A 13,857-nucleotide genomic window follows, 5' to 3' on the forward strand; every position below is an offset into this window, starting at 1 on the left:
GCTGGCTCCTACGATGGCTCCACCGCTCGCAAGCAGGGTTTACATGCGGAACACGCCGAAAGTGGTTCGCTCGATCGGGGCGTTGAGGCTGGCCGAGAGGGCGAGGCCGAGCACGTCGCGGGTCTGCGCCGGGTCGATCACACCGTCGTCCCACAGCCGTGCGCTGGAGTAATACGCATGCGCCTGGCGCTCGTACTGCTCAAGGATCGGCTGCTTGATGCGGGCTTCGTCGTCGGCGCTCAGGCTGTGGCCAGCACGTTCGCTCTGCTCGCGCTTGACCTGGGTGAGCACGCCAGCGGCCTGCTCGGCGCCCATCACGCCGATGCGGGCGTTGGGCCACATCCACAGGAAGCGCGGGTCGTAGGCGCGGCCGCACATGCCGTAGTTACCGGCACCGAAGCTGCCGCCGATGATCACGGTGAACTTCGGCACCTTGGCGCAGGCCACAGCGGTCACCAGCTTGGCGCCGTGCTTGGCGATGCCGCCTTCTTCGTACTTCTTGCCCACCATGAAGCCGGTGATGTTCTGTAGGAACAGCAGCGGGATGCCGCGCTGGCAGGCCAGTTCGATGAAGTGCGCGCCTTTCTGCGCGGCTTCGGCGAAGAGGATGCCGTTGTTGGCGAGGATGGCGATGGGGTAGCCGTGCAGGTGGGCGAAGCCGCACACCAGGGTGGTGCCGAACAGCGCCTTGAACTCATCGAACTCGGAGTCGTCCACCAGGCGGGCGATGACTTCGCGTACGTCGAAGGGCTGCTTGGCATCGGCCGGGATCACGCCGTACAGCTCATCGCTGGCGTAGCGCGGCGCCAGGGGCGTGCGCAGGTTCAGTTCGCCAGCCTTGCGCCAGTTGAGGTTGGCGATGCTGCGCCGGGCCAGGGCCAGGGCGTGCTCGTCGCTCTCGGCGTAGTGGTCGGCCACGCCGGACACCTTGCAGTGCACGTCGGCGCCGCCCAGTTCTTCGGCGGTCACCACTTCACCCGTGGCGGCTTTCACCAGCGGCGGACCGGCGAGGAAGATGGTGGCCTGGTTGCGCACCATGATGGTTTCGTCGCTCATTGCCGGCACGTAGGCGCCGCCGGCGGTGCAGGAGCCCATGACTACGGCGATCTGCGGGATGCCCATGGCGCTCATGTTGGCCTGGTTGAAGAAGATGCGGCCGAAGTGCTCACGGTCCGGGAACACGTCTTCCTGGCGCGGCAGGTTGGCGCCGCCGGAGTCCACCAGGTAGATGCAGGGCAGGCGGTTCTGCTGGGCAATGGTCTGGGCGCGCAGGTGCTTCTTCACGGTCAGCGGGTAGTAGGAGCCGCCTTTCACCGTGGCGTCGTTGGCCACGATCATGCATTCCACGCCTTCCACGCGGCCGATGCCGGCCACCACACCAGCGGCGGGTACGTCTTCGCCATAGACCTCATGGGCGGCGAGCTGGCCGATTTCGAGGAAGGGCGAGCCGGGGTCCAGCAGGCGATTGATGCGCTCGCGGGGCAGCAGCTTGCCGCGCGAGGTGTGGCGTTCCTGGGCCTTGGCGCCGCCGCCTTCATGGATGCGGCCGAGCAGACTGTGCAGGGCGCCGACCTGTTCGAGCATCGCCGCGCTGTTGCGGGCGAAGTCCGGGGAACGGGTGTTGATCTGGGTGTGCAGGATGGCCATCTGGCGCGCTCCGTCGAGTGTCTGTACCGGCGCTTTCCTGTAGGAGCCAGCTTGCTGGCGAAGGCTTGTCCGCGAGCAAGCTCGCTCCTACAGGGGCTCGGTGTGGCGATCAGCGGGTTTCGTTGTACAGCTCGCGGCCGATCAGCATGCGGCGGATTTCGCTGGTGCCGGCGCCGATCTCGTAGAGCTTGGCGTCGCGCAGGAGACGGCCCGCCGGGTACTCGTTGGTGTAGCCGTTGCCGCCCAGCAGTTGGATGGTGTCCAGGGCCATCTTGGTGGCCATTTCGGCGGTGTAGAGGATCACTGCGGCGGCGTCCTTGCGCGATTCCTCGCCGCGGTCGCAGGCCTTGGCCACGGTGTACAGGTAGGACTTGGAAGCGTTCATGCCGGCGTACATGTCGGCCAGCTTGCCCTGCACCAGTTGGAATTCGCCGATGGACTGCTTGAACTGCTGGCGCTCGTGCACATAGGGCAGCACCACGTCCATGCAGGCGCTCATGATCCCGGTCGGGCCGCCGGAGAGCACGGTACGTTCGTAGTCCAGGCCGCTCATCAGCACGGCCACGCCACGGCCTTCCGCACCGAGGATGTTTTCTTCCGGCACCTCAACGTCTTCGAACACCAGCTCGCAGGTGTTGGAACCGCGCATTCCCAGCTTGTCCAGCTTCTGGTGGCGGGAGAAGCCCTTGAAGTCGCGCTCGACGATGAAGGCCGTCATGCCGCGTGAGCCGGCGTTGACGTCAGTCTTGGCGTAGATCACGTAGGTGTTGGCGTCCGGGCCGTTGGTGATCCACATCTTGTTGCCGTTGAGCACGTAGCGGTCGCCTTTCTTGTCGGCGCGCAGCTTCATCGACACCACGTCCGAGCCGGCGTTGGGCTCGCTCATGGCCAGCGCGCCGACGTGTTCGCCGGAACACAGCTTGGGCAGATACTTGAGCTTCTGCTCGTGGGTGCCGTTCTTGCGGATCTGGTTGAGGCAGAGGTTGGAGTGCGCACCGTAGGACAGGCCGACCGAGGCGGACGCGCGGCTGATTTCTTCCATCGCCACCACGTGAGCCAGGTAGCCCATGTTGGTGCCGCCGTATTCCTCTTCCACGGTCATGCCGAGCAGGCCCATGTCGCCGAACTTGCGCCACATGTCCATGGGGAACTCGTTATCACGGTCGATCTGCGCGGCACGCGGGGCCAGTTCGGCTTGGGCGAACTGATGGACGGAATCGCGCAGCATGTCGATGGTCTCGCCGAGACCGAAGTTGAGAGTGGGGTAGCTCATCGTTACACCTGTGCTTGTCATTGTCGGAGGATGAGTGGATCAGGCGTTGACGCCCTGTTTGCGTTCGGTTTCGGCCATGGCCGCCAGGCAGCGTTCCTCGGCCGTATCCAGTTCCAGCTGCATCTGCTGGATATCCAGCAGCTGCTGTTCAAGCTGCGCGCGGCGCACGGCGATCTTGTCCATGAAGGTCTGCAGCTGCTTGCGGTTGCCGCTGCTGGGGTCGTAGAGGTCGATCAGTTCCTTGCATTCGGCCAGCGAGAAACCGATGCGCTTGCCCCGCAGGATGAGCTTGAGCGCCACCAGGTCCTTCGGGCTGTAGATGCGCTCCTGGCCACGGCGCTCGGGGCTGAGCATGCCTTGCTCCTCATAGAAGCGGATGGCGCGGGTGGTGACGTCCAGTTCGCGGGCCAGATCGGAAATGCTGTAGGTGGTGGGCATGGTCGGGGCTCGTGGCTGTGTTTACCTTTACGTTAACGTAAACCTGTGCCAACCTGACTGTCAACTACGCTTCGCAAGAGCAGGCGACGGCCGGAATGGCTTGATACTTGCTGCCTGCAGGGGAGTTGGCCCGCTCTTTACGGACGTGGGCCGGGGGTGTAGACATTCAAGGCGAGCGACTTGACCGCCGGCCCATGCCGGGGCGCACGCTGGAGCGAGAGATGGCGCAAGACATTCGAATAAAAACCGCTGCCGATCCATTGCACGAGTCGCGTCAGGCTCGTTTGAAACTGGCCAGCGAAGGCGAACTGCCCCAGGGCGTGCTGCGCGACGAGATCGATGCCTCGTGGCGGCGCAGTCTCGGCCACGGCCTCAATTGCCTGGAGGGCGAGCAGGTCGAGCAGCGGCACGACCTGCAATTGCTGCTGGACAGCAACCGCCTGCTGATCGATGCCGCCACGCCGGAGCTGGAGTACCTGGTCAGCCAGCAGGGCAAGGGCGGGCTGATCATCCTCGGCGACGCCCAGGCCAACGTCCTGGCCATCGAAGGCCAGACCGAATTCCTCAAGAGCTTCGGCCTGCGCGACCTGCGTCCCGGCAGCTGCTGGAGCGAGTCCCTGCGCGGCACCAACGCCATCGGCACCGCCGTAGTGGAAGGGCGACCGACCCTGATCAACTGCGGCGAACACTACCTGGACCGCCTCAGCCCGTTCTCCTGCACCTCGGTGCCCCTGCGCGACCCCCAGGGCCGGGTGGTCGGCGTGATCGACCTGACCCGAGAAGGGGTCATGGCCCAGCCCCAGGACAACCTCGCCACCCTGATGCTGGCCGCCGGTAACATCGAGAGCCGCATGTTCGGCCTCTGCTACCCGGATCATCTGGTGCTGGCCTTCCACAGCCGCCCGCAATATCTCGGCAGTGCCTGGCACGGCCTTCTGGCCGTCAGCCTGGACGGCGAGGTACTCGCGGCCAACGAGCGTGCCTGCGACCTGTTGCAGATACGCCGCGAAGCGCTGGTGGGCCGCCGTTCGAGCGACCTGATCGGTGAGCGCTCGCCGCAATTCATCACCCGTCTGTTGCAGGGCGGGGTGAGCAGCGTGCAGACCGCCAAGGGCGAGTTCTTCTTCCGCGCCCTTCAGGTGCCGCGCCACACCAGCCTTGGCGGCACCGCACCCGCTGCCAGGGCGCCGGCCTCGCAGAAAACCTTGCTACTTGATGAACTGGCCGGACGCGACAGCCGTTTCGCCCGCGCCCTGCGCATGGCGCGCCAGGGCCTGGCCAATGAGCTGCCGGTGCTGCTGCTGGGCGAGACCGGCACCGGCAAGGAAGTGGTGGCCCGCGCGTTGCACCAGTCCAGCCCGCGTGCCGACAAGCCGTTCGTGGCGGTGAACTGCGCCGCCATCCCGGAGGGCCTGATCGAGTCCGAACTCTTCGGCTACCGCGAAGGCGCCTTCACCGGTTCGCGTCGCGGCGGCATGGTCGGACGGCTGATGCAGGCCCACGGCGGCACCCTGTTCCTCGACGAGATCGGCGACATGCCGCTGAGCTTGCAGGCGCGCCTGCTGCGGGTGCTGCAGGAGCGCAAGGTGGCGCCCCTGGGTGCCGGCGAAGAGCAGGACATCGACGTCGCCGTGATCTGCGCCACCCACCGCGACCTCAAGCGCCTGGTGCAGGAAAAGCACTTCCGTGAAGACCTTTACTACCGCATCAACGGCGTCAGCCTGCGTCTGCCGGCCCTGCGCGAGCGGGATGACCTGGGCGGAATGATCAGCGGCGTGCTGCACAAGTTCGGCGCGTCCAACGTAAGCCTCGACAAGGACCTCACCGAACTGCTGTCCGGCTACGACTGGCCGGGCAACATCCGCCAGCTGGAAATGGTCCTGCGCTCGGCGCTGGCCATGCGTGAGGCGGGCGAGAAGGTGCTGGGGCTGGATCACCTCACCGACAGCCTGCTGGACGAACTCACCGCCAGTTGCCGCCAGCCCGGCAGCATCCGCGAGAACGAGCTGGAGCTGATCCGCAGCGCCCTGGACCGCCACCAGGGCAATGTCTCTGCCGCCGCCGACGCCCTCGGCATCAGCCGCGCGACCCTGTATCGCAAGCTGAAGCAACTGAGGGGATGACTCGCCCAAGCTGCCAATGCGGGGCTGAAACCCTGTGGGGGCGAATTCATTCGCTAAGCAGACCGCAGGTCTGCCCTGCAAGACCGAAGGGGGCTGCGTTGCAGCCCATAGCGAATGAATTCGCCCCCACAATGAACGTGCAATCCCTGGCGATTACCCGATGACCCGTCTCCTCCTCAAACTGGTGGAAACCAGCGACCCCGACCTGCTGCGCCGTGCCCTGGCCTGGCTCTATGGCTTCGTCCGCCCGCAGCTGCGTGCCATCCTCGTGCTGCTGGGCCTGTCCCTCGGCGCCTCCCTGCTGGTGCTGGCCCAACCCTGGCTGACCAAGACCCTGATCGACGACGGCCTGCTCGCCAAGGACTTCGGCCTGCTGGTGCAGGTGGCGGTGGCAATGATCGCCGTCGGCATCCTCGGCACCGTGCTGTCTGGCATCAACCGTTACCTGCACACCCGGCTCTCGGGGCGCATCCTCTTCGCCCTGCGGGATGACCTGTACCGCCACCTGCAGCAACTCTCGCCGGCCTTCTATGGCCGCAAGCGCATCGGCGACATCCTTTCCCGGCTGGATGGCGACGTGGCGGAAATCCAGCGCTTCGCCGTGGATTCGCTGTTCTCCGCCGTCTCCAGCGTCATCGGCCTGATCGGCGCGGTGACCCTGATGCTGCTGCTGTCCTGGCAACTGTCATTGCTGCTGGCGCTGCTGATCCCCATCGAAGTGCTCTGGCTGCGCTGGATGCGACGCAAGGTCGAGCGCGAGGTGCGCAGCCTGCGCGAACGCTCGGCGGACGTGTCGTCGTTCCTGGTGGAAACCCTGCCGGCGATGAAGTTCATCCAGGCCGCCGGTCAGCAGAAACGCGAGTCCGGCCGCCTGGAAAGACTCGGGCAGGGCTACATGAGCCAGTTGCTGCGCGTGCAAATCACCGAGTTCTTCACCCATGCCGTGCCCGGCACCCTGACCTCGCTGTCCCGCGCCTGTGCCTTCCTCATCGGCGGCTACTGGGTGATCCAGGGCACCTGGCAGTTGGGCGCGCTGATCGCCTTCTCCACCTACCTCGGCATGGCCGTGGGGCCGGTGCAGAGCCTGCTGGGTCTCTACGTTGCGCTGCAACGGATGACCGTGAGCCTCGGCCGGGTGATGGAACTGCAACAGGAGCCGGTGCCGGTACGCCAGCCCGACGCGCCCAAACCTATGCCGGAGGGCAGGGGAGAGCTGCGCCTGGAAGGCGTGCATTTCGCCCACGAGCAACGTGCCGGTGCCGTGCTGCGCGACGTAGACGCCTGCATTCCCGCTGGCCTCAAAGTCGCCATCAGCGGCGCCTCGGGCGTCGGCAAATCCACCCTGATCGACCTGCTGCAACGCTTCTACGACCCGGACCAGGGGCGCGTCCTGCTGGATGGCGTCGACCTGCGCGAGCTGGACCTCTTTGCCCTGCGTCGGCGCATCGCCGTGGTCAGCCAGGACATCATCCTGTTCCGTGGCACCCTGGCGGAGAACCTCGGCTACAGCGCCCCCGACGCCAGCCGTGAGGCCCTGGAACAGGTGGCGCGGCTGGCCCGCCTGGACAGCCTGATCGAATCCCTGCCGCTTGGCCTGGACAACCCACTGGGCGAGCGCGGCCAGCAACTTTCCGGCGGGCAGAAACAACGCATCGCCATCGCCCGCGCGCTGCTGCAAGACCCGCTGATCCTGGTGCTGGACGAAGCCACGTCGGCGGTGGACGAAGCTACCGAGCGCGAAGTGATCGCCGCCATCGACCAGCTCTTCGCCGGGCGCACGCGCATCCTTATCAGCCACAGGCCATCCACCCTGGCCCAGGCCGACATCGCCTTCCGCCTGGAGCACGGCCAGTTGCACAGCCTGGAACCCGAGCAGGTGAGCCATGGCCAATGAACTCGCTATCGGCATTATCGACAGCGGCTTCGCGCCGGAGCAGGGGAGCCACGTTGCCCTGGCCCGGCGCTTCTGGCTGGAAGGCGGTGAGTTGCTCGATGGCGACACGCAGCCGGATGCCCTTGGCCACGGCAGCGTTGTGCTGGACACCTTGACGCGCCAGTGCGGCCCGGTCCGCCTCTGTGTGGCCCAGGTATTCGCTGAGCGCTGGCAGACCAGCCCGCTGCAGATTGCCGCTGCCCTTCACTGGCTGATCGAGCAGAACGTGGCCCTGGTCAACCTGAGCCTCGGCCTGCGCAACGACCGCCCGGTGCTGCGTGAGGCCTGCGTGCTGGCCCATACCGCCGGCATCCTGCTCTGCGCCTCCAGCCCGGCCCAGGGCGAGCCGGTGTACCCGGCGGCCTATCCGGGCGTGATCCGCGTGACCGGCGATGCCCGCTGCGCGCCGGGGCAATGGTCCTGGCTGAACAGCCCGCAAGCCGACTTCGGTGCCCATGTGGCAGCGGCCAATGGCGTGGCGGGTTCCAGCGTCGGTTGCGCGGCCCTTTCCGGCATCATCGCCGGCTTCCTGCAAGCCCATCCCGGCGCCGGCCGCGAGGCTGTGCTCCAGTGGCTACGCGAGGGTGCGGCCTTCACCGGACGGGAGCGCCGTGGCCATGACTGAGATCGTCGTGCTGGGTGCCGGCCCGGCTGGCGCGGCAGTGGCCCTCGGGCTGCGTCGGCTGGGCTACTCCGTGCGGGTGGTCAGCGAATGGCGCCGCTTTGCGGCAGTGGAGGGCGTGTCCCAACGGGTGCTGGATGGGTTGCGGCAAGCCGGTCTTGATCGTGCGCTGGCCTGCGCCGCCGCTCCCTCGCCGCGGCGGGTGCAGTGGAACGGCGACGGCCAGTCGATCAATCAGGAATGCCTGCTGGATCGCCCGCAGTTCGATGCTGCCATCCGCGAAGACCTGCGCGCTGCCGGCATCGAGGTGCTGGCGGCGCGCGTGCTGAAAGTGGAAAGCACCGGCGATGGTCATCTGATCCATATCGAACCGGGCGAACCCCTGCGCGCGGACTTCCTCGTCGAAGCCCGTGGCCGCCAGGCGCCGCTGGCCGGTGGTCGCCTGCGCGGACCGGAAACCTTGAGCCTGCTCAACCAGTGGCAGGACGCCCCCGGTCAACCGGCCTCGGCGGTGGAAAGCCTGCCCGATGGCTGGGCCTGGATGGCGCGCCTGACGGACGGCCGCTGCTACTGGCAGATCACCCTCAACGCCCGCGATCTGCCGCCCAAGGAGCAACTACCCGACTACTGTGCCCACCGCCGCAGCGAGTCCGTGCTGGTGCGCGAGCTGTTCGGCGCCCAGGCCCTACAGCCGGCCAGCCTGCACGCCCGCAGCAGCACGGCGATTCTCTTCCACGAGGCCAGCGGCCCCAACTGGCTGCGGGTAGGGGATGCCGCGATGGCGGTGGACCCGCTCTCCGGCAACGGCATCTTCCAGTCGCTGTCGTCGGCCCTGCAGGCATCGGCAGTGATCAACACCATGATTCAACGCCCCGAGTGCGCCGAACTGGCCCGGCGTTTCCACCAGCGCCGGGTGGAACACCTCTTCCTGCGCTTCGCCCGCACCGGGCGGGACTTCTACGCCCTGGAACAACGCTGGCCAGACGCAGCCTTCTGGCGCGACCGCCGCACCTGGCCCGACGCCGAGCCCATGCACGCGCCGGCGGACTTCAGCCAGGTGCGCGTGGAGCGCGCACCGGTGATTCATGGCGACCTGATCGAAGAAGCCAATGTGGTTGTAACGGCGGACCAGCCGCTGGGCATCTGGCACCTGCAAGGCATCGAACTCGCCCCTGTCGTTTCCGCCCTGCATCGGGGTGAGCTGCCCCAGGCCCTGGCCACCCTCCCGGAGCAGCCTCGTCGCCTGGTGCAAGGCTGGCTGCTGGCCCAGGGCTACAGACCCTGAACCCCGCTCGGGCCACTGCTTTTTCTGTTGGGGGCGAATTCATTCTGCTTGGCAATTGAGATGGCTATGTCTGCGTTACGTGTTGTCGGGCGCTGCATTGCCCGTAGGAGCTGGCTTTCCAGCGAATGGCCGCGTTTCGCTGGCAAGCCAGCTCCTACAAGGCTCTTGGCCCGATGGTCAATCTCTCGAAACAGCTAACGCAGACATAGCGATTGAAATCGCCCCTACAACGGCAACGCCTGGCCGACCGACCTTACGAATCGGTAGAGGCAATCAGGTGCTTGCATTGAAGCGGTACAGCGCGTGCAGGCGCAGCACGTAGCCGATCTTGATCGAGGTCGGACCCAGCATCGTCAAAAGGTGCGCCAGTACCAGCGCACCGATCGACAGGTAGGCGTCAAGGAAGTAGGCCAGCAGGACCCCGATTGCCAGCATCGCCGCGCCGCCTGCCAGCATATGGGTGGAGATTTTCAGTACGCGCCTGGGTGATTCGAAGAAGGCCAACATGGCCGGCTCCCTCTACAGAAGCAGCAGCGTTGCTCGGCTGGCTTCCGCCACGGGGTGACGGAAGCCAGGGTCGGATGAGGGCTCAGGCCACCGGAATCATCGGGTCAGCGGCTGCCAGGGCGGTGCTGCGATCAGCTGCCGGGGGGTAGATCCAGATGCTGTTGATCTGGCTCTTGAGCTCCTTGGCCTCCTGTTTCAGCAGCTTGACCTGGCGGTCCCAGCCTTCGGTGAACACCGCACCCCAGGCGCCGAGGTCCAGGCAGGTCACGTACTTGGGCTGGCGGTAGGCGGTGGGCGGCACGCCCAGCAGGTCGGCCGCAACGTTGTTGCCGGCATGGCGACCGAGGGAGATCGCGTGCTGGCAGGACATGGCGGCGAAGTTGCCCAGGTCATCGGTGGCGGCATAGGCAACGTCGCCAGCGGCGAAGATGTTGTCCTGACCGAATATCTTGAGGTTCTGATCCACGTGCAGGCGTCCCTGGCCATCGCGCACGCTGGTCAGTTGCTCGGTCAACGGGCTGGCGCGAAAACCAACGGTCCAGATCAGCGTCCGGCTCTCGATGCGACGGCCATCGGAAAGGGTCACGCCATCGGCGTCGACCGCCGATACGCTGGTATTCAGCTCCCATTCGATACCCAGGTGTTCGCTGGCCTCGACTATCGGCGGGCGGATTCCATCGCCCATGGCTGCCGCAATCTTCGGGCCGCGGTCGACGATGATCACGCGGATATGCTGGTCATCGCCGAGTACGGCGCGCAGGCGTGCCGGCATCTCCGTGGCGGTCTCGATGCCGGTGAAGCCGCCACCGGCGATCACCACGGTGTTGCGCGCGTCGCTGGCCGGCAGGTCTTTGAGGGACTTCAGGTGGTTCTCCAGGCGCACGGCCGACTCGATCTGGTCGACATCGAAGGCGTGGTCCTGCAGGCCGGGTACCGGCGGCCGGGCCAACTGGCTGCCGGTCGCCAGTACCAGGCGGTCGTAGCCCAGTTCGTGCGGCTGGCCGGCCTCGTCGCGGTAGCCGACGATCCTGGCCTGCTCATCGATGCGCTCGGCCGTACCCTTGATGAAACGCACGCCTACCGTGTCGAGCAAGGCCTCCAGGGGCGCGAACATGGCATGCACGTCGGGCTCGTAGAAACGCGGACGGATGCGCAGTTCGGCCTGGGGCGCCAGCAGGGAAATATCCACGTCGTGACGACCGTGCATGTCCAGCAGGCGCGCTGCGCTCAATGCACTCCAGAGTCCGCCGAATCCCGCGCCAATTACCAGAATATGCTGCTTCATGACTTGCTCCTGAAAAGAGTGGGTAAATGACATTGAAGTTGTTAGTTCATGTTCGGCGGAACGAGTTATATAGGCCGGGTTTGCCGCTGCGAGTTTCGTCGCATTCATTCGTCCGCTGTGGGTTCATGCTATTTGCGGACTGCGAAAGATGCACTTCTACATCGGTGCATTGGCGTTATGCGTGGGGTGGGTTGATATATACGAAGGTATATTCGAAGGGCGCCAAAGAATTTGCCGGATCGGCTCGGTGCTACTGGCGAAGGGCGTTCTCGATGCACTCCAGCAACTGGTCGGCCGAGAAAGGCTTGGGCAGGCAGGCGATCAGGCCGGGCATCGTGGTGCCGATGCGCGGAGCTGCTTCGGGGAAGGCAGTGATCAGAATGGTAGGAATCCGCAACCCCATGGTGATGAGCCGTTCGTGCAGTTCGACACCGCTCATTCCCGGCATCTGGATATCGGATATCAGGCAGTGCGTGTCCGCAGGGCCGGCGGAGTCGAGAAACGCCAGGGCATCGCAATAGGTACGGGCCTGGTAGCCGCTTGATCTCAATAAACCTTCCAGCGCCGTCCTTACGGATTCGTCATCATCGACGACTGCAATGACTGCCGTAGTGCCTGCCTGAGTTTGTTGCGTCATTTTAAGTCGCTCGTGATGGCGATTGTCGTAATTGAAAGATACGCCGTCCGGAACTGCGGAGAAGTATACCTATGTATAGTCAATCGACACTGAGGTGTTGATATCCATACCTCGACAATGCACGGCAAAATGGCTGGGAAGATTGCATCGGTATAGACCGCATCGGGTTTTATGGGGCATCTACCCAACTTCTCCTGACGGTCGGCAAGTCGCCGCATGCAATACCCATGTACAAGGGCGCACGCCCAAGAGGTATCCCGGCGGGACAGATGTACAAGTGACCTCCCGTCGTTGGCCTGAATAAGCTGGACCCACATCGTTGGCCTCTGGCTATCCGGACGGACAGCGAATTGTCGTGCGAATCCACCTATCCAGGCAGCGAACATGATGAACCGAAATGACCTGCGGCGTGCCGACCTCAACCTGCTGGTTGTCTTTGAAACCATGATGCGGGAGCGCAATGTGACGAGGGCCGGTGAGCGACTGTTCCTGGGGCAGACCACCATCAGCAGCGCCCTCGGGCGATTGCGCGCGTTGTTCAACGACCCGCTGTTCATTCGCACTGCCGGGGTGATGGAGCCTACGGCGCGTGCCGTGGAAATCCATGCACGGCTGGCGCCGGCCCTTGAAGGCATAGCCGAGGCCTTGAGCTGTACGCAGGCGTTCGATCCGCTGACCAGCGATGCGTCCTTCCATGTCGGGCTTTCGGACGATGTCGAATACGCACTGCTTCCGCGCCTGATGCGGCAGCTGCGGGACGAGGCGCCGAACGTGACCCTGGTGGTGCGCAGGGCGGACCGCTGGCAACTGCCCCAGTTGCTCAGCGCCGGCGAGATTTCCCTGGGCGTCAGCCTGACGCAGGAACTGCCGGCCAGCACCCACTGCCGCAGTCTGCGACCCATGCAGCCGATGTTGTTGCGCGCCGACAGCGCTGCCGGCCCTCTGGATCTGGACGCGTTCTGCCGACGTCCCCATGTGGTGGTGTCCTCCATGGGCAATGTCATCGACGACGTCGATCACGCCCTTGGGCTGGCCGGGCGCCGGCGCAAGGTGGTGTTGGCGGTGCCGCAGTTCAGTGCCTTGCCCGCGCTGCTCGCCGCAAGCGACATGCTGGCCATGGTGCCGGACTACGTCGCCCAGGCCATGGCACAGCTGGAAGGCATGCGCGCCGAGTTCGTGCCGCTCGACCTGCCAACGCCGGACCTGTCCATGGCCTGGCGCGGCGCCAGCCACAACGATCCGCGCGAACGCTGGCTGCGCTCGCGCTTCTGTCGCTATGTTGGCACGCAGGAGCGCGCCGCAGTGGCCGCCTGATGACTCGGTGTCTGCGTTTGTCCGTACGGCCGGTGGCGTTGCCGGCCAGGGTGACGTGGACTAAATTTTTCTGGATATCTACACCGCACGCACAGTCGGTCGGTGAAGAGGAGGCGAGATGAGTTCCTGGTCGCATTCAACGACGACCCAAGCCCCAACCGACCACAAGGAACCGATGGTCTATGTGGTCGACGACGACGAGTCGATGCGGCTCGCGCTCGACGGATTGCTACGTTCGATCGGCCTGCGCGTTGAGACGTTCGAATCGTCGCAGGACTTCCTCGCCTTCCCCAAGCAAGACGTGCCCAGCTGCCTGATCCTCGACGTCCGGCTGCGCGGCGAGAGCGGCCTTGCCCTCCAGGAACAGTTCGAGAAAAGCGGCGTGTGCATGCCCATCGTGTTCATGACCGGGCACGGCGACATCGCCATGACGGTCAAGGCGATGAAGGCGGGAGCGGTGGACTTCCTCGCCAAGCCGTTCCGCGACCAGGACATGCTTGACGCGGTCGCCGCCGCCCTGGCGCGGGATGGCGAGCGCCTGACCGCCGAGCGCTCGAACGCCACGCTGCGCGCCGCCTACGACTCGCTGACCGTGCGTGAGCGGGAAGTCATGGGCTTCGTCGTGGCCGGCCTGATGAACAAGCAGATCGCCGCCGAACTGAACCTCAGCGAAGTGACGGTAAAGGTCCATCGCGGGCAAGTGATGAAGAAACTGGCAGCGCGCTCCGTCGCCGACCTGGTGCGCAAATCGGAAGCCCTCGGCATCCAGCCGCCGCGCAAATCGTCCTGATCG

Annotated in this window: 12 protein-coding genes; 6 read left to right on the forward strand and 6 right to left on the reverse strand. The window is 65.4% G+C overall.

Annotated features, from left to right (window positions below; translation table 11 throughout):
- Positions 1–39: 39 nt before the first annotated feature.
- The 3 genes from FFS60_RS14725 to FFS60_RS14735 all read right to left on the reverse strand — a co-directional run bounded on the left by FFS60_RS14725 (position 40) and on the right by FFS60_RS14735 (position 3,358).
- A complete protein-coding gene (locus FFS60_RS14725; RefSeq protein ID WP_137822369.1) occupies positions 40–1,647 on the reverse strand; it encodes a carboxyl transferase domain-containing protein in 1,608 nt (535 codons plus the stop codon).
- A gap of 109 nt (positions 1,648–1,756) precedes the next feature.
- Positions 1,757–2,920, reverse strand: a complete 1,164-nt coding sequence (locus FFS60_RS14730; protein ID WP_028630062.1) for an isovaleryl-CoA dehydrogenase — start codon at positions 2,918–2,920, stop codon at positions 1,757–1,759.
- 39 nt (positions 2,921–2,959) lie between these two features.
- Positions 2,960–3,358 carry a MerR family DNA-binding transcriptional regulator gene (locus FFS60_RS14735; RefSeq protein ID WP_137822370.1) on the reverse strand — a complete coding sequence of 133 codons (399 nt, stop codon included), beginning with the start codon at positions 3,356–3,358 and terminating at the stop codon, positions 2,960–2,962.
- Between the two features lie 221 nt (positions 3,359–3,579).
- On the opposite strand from FFS60_RS14735, the gene FFS60_RS14740 reads away from it, so the two are divergent.
- The 4 genes from FFS60_RS14740 to FFS60_RS14755 all read left to right on the forward strand — a co-directional run bounded on the left by FFS60_RS14740 (position 3,580) and on the right by FFS60_RS14755 (position 9,321).
- Positions 3,580–5,481 (forward strand): sigma-54-dependent Fis family transcriptional regulator, encoded by a 1,902-nt coding sequence (locus tag FFS60_RS14740; RefSeq protein WP_028630064.1) that lies wholly within the window; start codon positions 3,580–3,582, stop codon positions 5,479–5,481.
- 160 nt (positions 5,482–5,641) lie between these two features.
- Positions 5,642–7,375: an ABC transporter ATP-binding protein gene (locus FFS60_RS14745; RefSeq protein ID WP_137822371.1), complete on the forward strand. Its 1,734-nt coding sequence runs from the start codon at positions 5,642–5,644 to the stop codon at positions 7,373–7,375.
- Positions 7,365–8,039: a peptidase S8 gene (locus FFS60_RS14750; protein ID WP_028630066.1), complete on the forward strand. Its 675-nt coding sequence runs from the start codon at positions 7,365–7,367 to the stop codon at positions 8,037–8,039. Before FFS60_RS14745 ends, FFS60_RS14750 begins: the two co-directional genes overlap by 11 nt.
- Positions 8,032–9,321 carry an NAD(P)/FAD-dependent oxidoreductase gene (locus FFS60_RS14755; RefSeq protein WP_137822372.1) on the forward strand — a complete coding sequence of 430 codons (1,290 nt, stop codon included), beginning with the start codon at positions 8,032–8,034 and terminating at the stop codon, positions 9,319–9,321. Before FFS60_RS14750 ends, FFS60_RS14755 begins: the two co-directional genes overlap by 8 nt.
- A 273-nt stretch (positions 9,322–9,594) precedes the next feature.
- Here FFS60_RS14755 and FFS60_RS14760 read toward each other — a convergent pair whose 3' ends face one another.
- The 3 genes from FFS60_RS14760 to FFS60_RS14770 form a co-directional block, all read right to left on the reverse strand.
- Positions 9,595–9,828 carry a hypothetical protein gene (locus FFS60_RS14760; RefSeq protein ID WP_028630068.1) on the reverse strand — a complete coding sequence of 78 codons (234 nt, stop codon included), beginning with the start codon at positions 9,826–9,828 and terminating at the stop codon, positions 9,595–9,597.
- An 82-nt stretch (positions 9,829–9,910) separates the two neighbouring features.
- A complete protein-coding gene (locus tag FFS60_RS14765) occupies positions 9,911–11,113 on the reverse strand; it encodes an NAD(P)/FAD-dependent oxidoreductase (RefSeq protein WP_028630069.1) in 1,203 nt (400 codons plus the stop codon).
- A 250-nt stretch (positions 11,114–11,363) separates the two neighbouring features.
- Positions 11,364–11,750, reverse strand: a complete 387-nt coding sequence (locus FFS60_RS14770) for a response regulator transcription factor (protein WP_028630070.1) — start codon at positions 11,748–11,750, stop codon at positions 11,364–11,366.
- A gap of 387 nt (positions 11,751–12,137) precedes the next feature.
- Here FFS60_RS14770 and FFS60_RS14775 point away from each other — a divergent pair, with 387 nt between their 5' ends.
- A complete protein-coding gene (locus FFS60_RS14775; protein WP_137822409.1) occupies positions 12,138–13,064 on the forward strand; it encodes a LysR substrate-binding domain-containing protein in 927 nt (308 codons plus the stop codon).
- Between the two features lie 118 nt (positions 13,065–13,182).
- Positions 13,183–13,854: a response regulator transcription factor gene (locus FFS60_RS14780; RefSeq protein WP_028630072.1), complete on the forward strand. Its 672-nt coding sequence runs from the start codon at positions 13,183–13,185 to the stop codon at positions 13,852–13,854.
- Positions 13,855–13,857 lie beyond the last annotated feature (3 nt).

Source organism: Pseudomonas sp. D(2018), from assembly GCF_005502555.1.
GTDB lineage: Bacteria > Pseudomonadota > Gammaproteobacteria > Pseudomonadales > Pseudomonadaceae > Metapseudomonas > Metapseudomonas resinovorans.

Bases quoted from the DNA above. Each gene is read 5' to 3' on its own strand.
- FFS60_RS14750 (WP_028630066.1), top strand. From the start codon at position 7,365: ATGGCCAATGAACTCGCTATCGGCATTATCGACAGCGGCTTCGCGCCG.
- FFS60_RS14780 (WP_028630072.1), top strand. From the start codon at position 13,183: ATGAGTTCCTGGTCGCATTCAACGACGACCCAAGCCCCAACCGACCAC.
- FFS60_RS14730 (WP_028630062.1), bottom strand. From the start codon at position 2,920: ATGAGCTACCCCACTCTCAACTTCGGTCTCGGCGAGACCATCGACATG.
- FFS60_RS14725 (WP_137822369.1), bottom strand. From the start codon at position 1,647: ATGGCCATCCTGCACACCCAGATCAACACCCGTTCCCCGGACTTCGCC.
- FFS60_RS14775 (WP_137822409.1), top strand. From the start codon at position 12,138: ATGAACCGAAATGACCTGCGGCGTGCCGACCTCAACCTGCTGGTTGTC.
- FFS60_RS14770 (WP_028630070.1), bottom strand. From the start codon at position 11,750: ATGACGCAACAAACTCAGGCAGGCACTACGGCAGTCATTGCAGTCGTC.
- FFS60_RS14760 (WP_028630068.1), bottom strand. From the start codon at position 9,828: ATGTTGGCCTTCTTCGAATCACCCAGGCGCGTACTGAAAATCTCCACC.
- FFS60_RS14755 (WP_137822372.1), top strand. From the start codon at position 8,032: ATGACTGAGATCGTCGTGCTGGGTGCCGGCCCGGCTGGCGCGGCAGTG.
- FFS60_RS14765 (WP_028630069.1), bottom strand. From the start codon at position 11,113: ATGAAGCAGCATATTCTGGTAATTGGCGCGGGATTCGGCGGACTCTGG.
- FFS60_RS14735 (WP_137822370.1), bottom strand. From the start codon at position 3,358: ATGCCCACCACCTACAGCATTTCCGATCTGGCCCGCGAACTGGACGTC.
- FFS60_RS14745 (WP_137822371.1), top strand. From the start codon at position 5,642: ATGACCCGTCTCCTCCTCAAACTGGTGGAAACCAGCGACCCCGACCTG.
- FFS60_RS14740 (WP_028630064.1), top strand. From the start codon at position 3,580: ATGGCGCAAGACATTCGAATAAAAACCGCTGCCGATCCATTGCACGAG.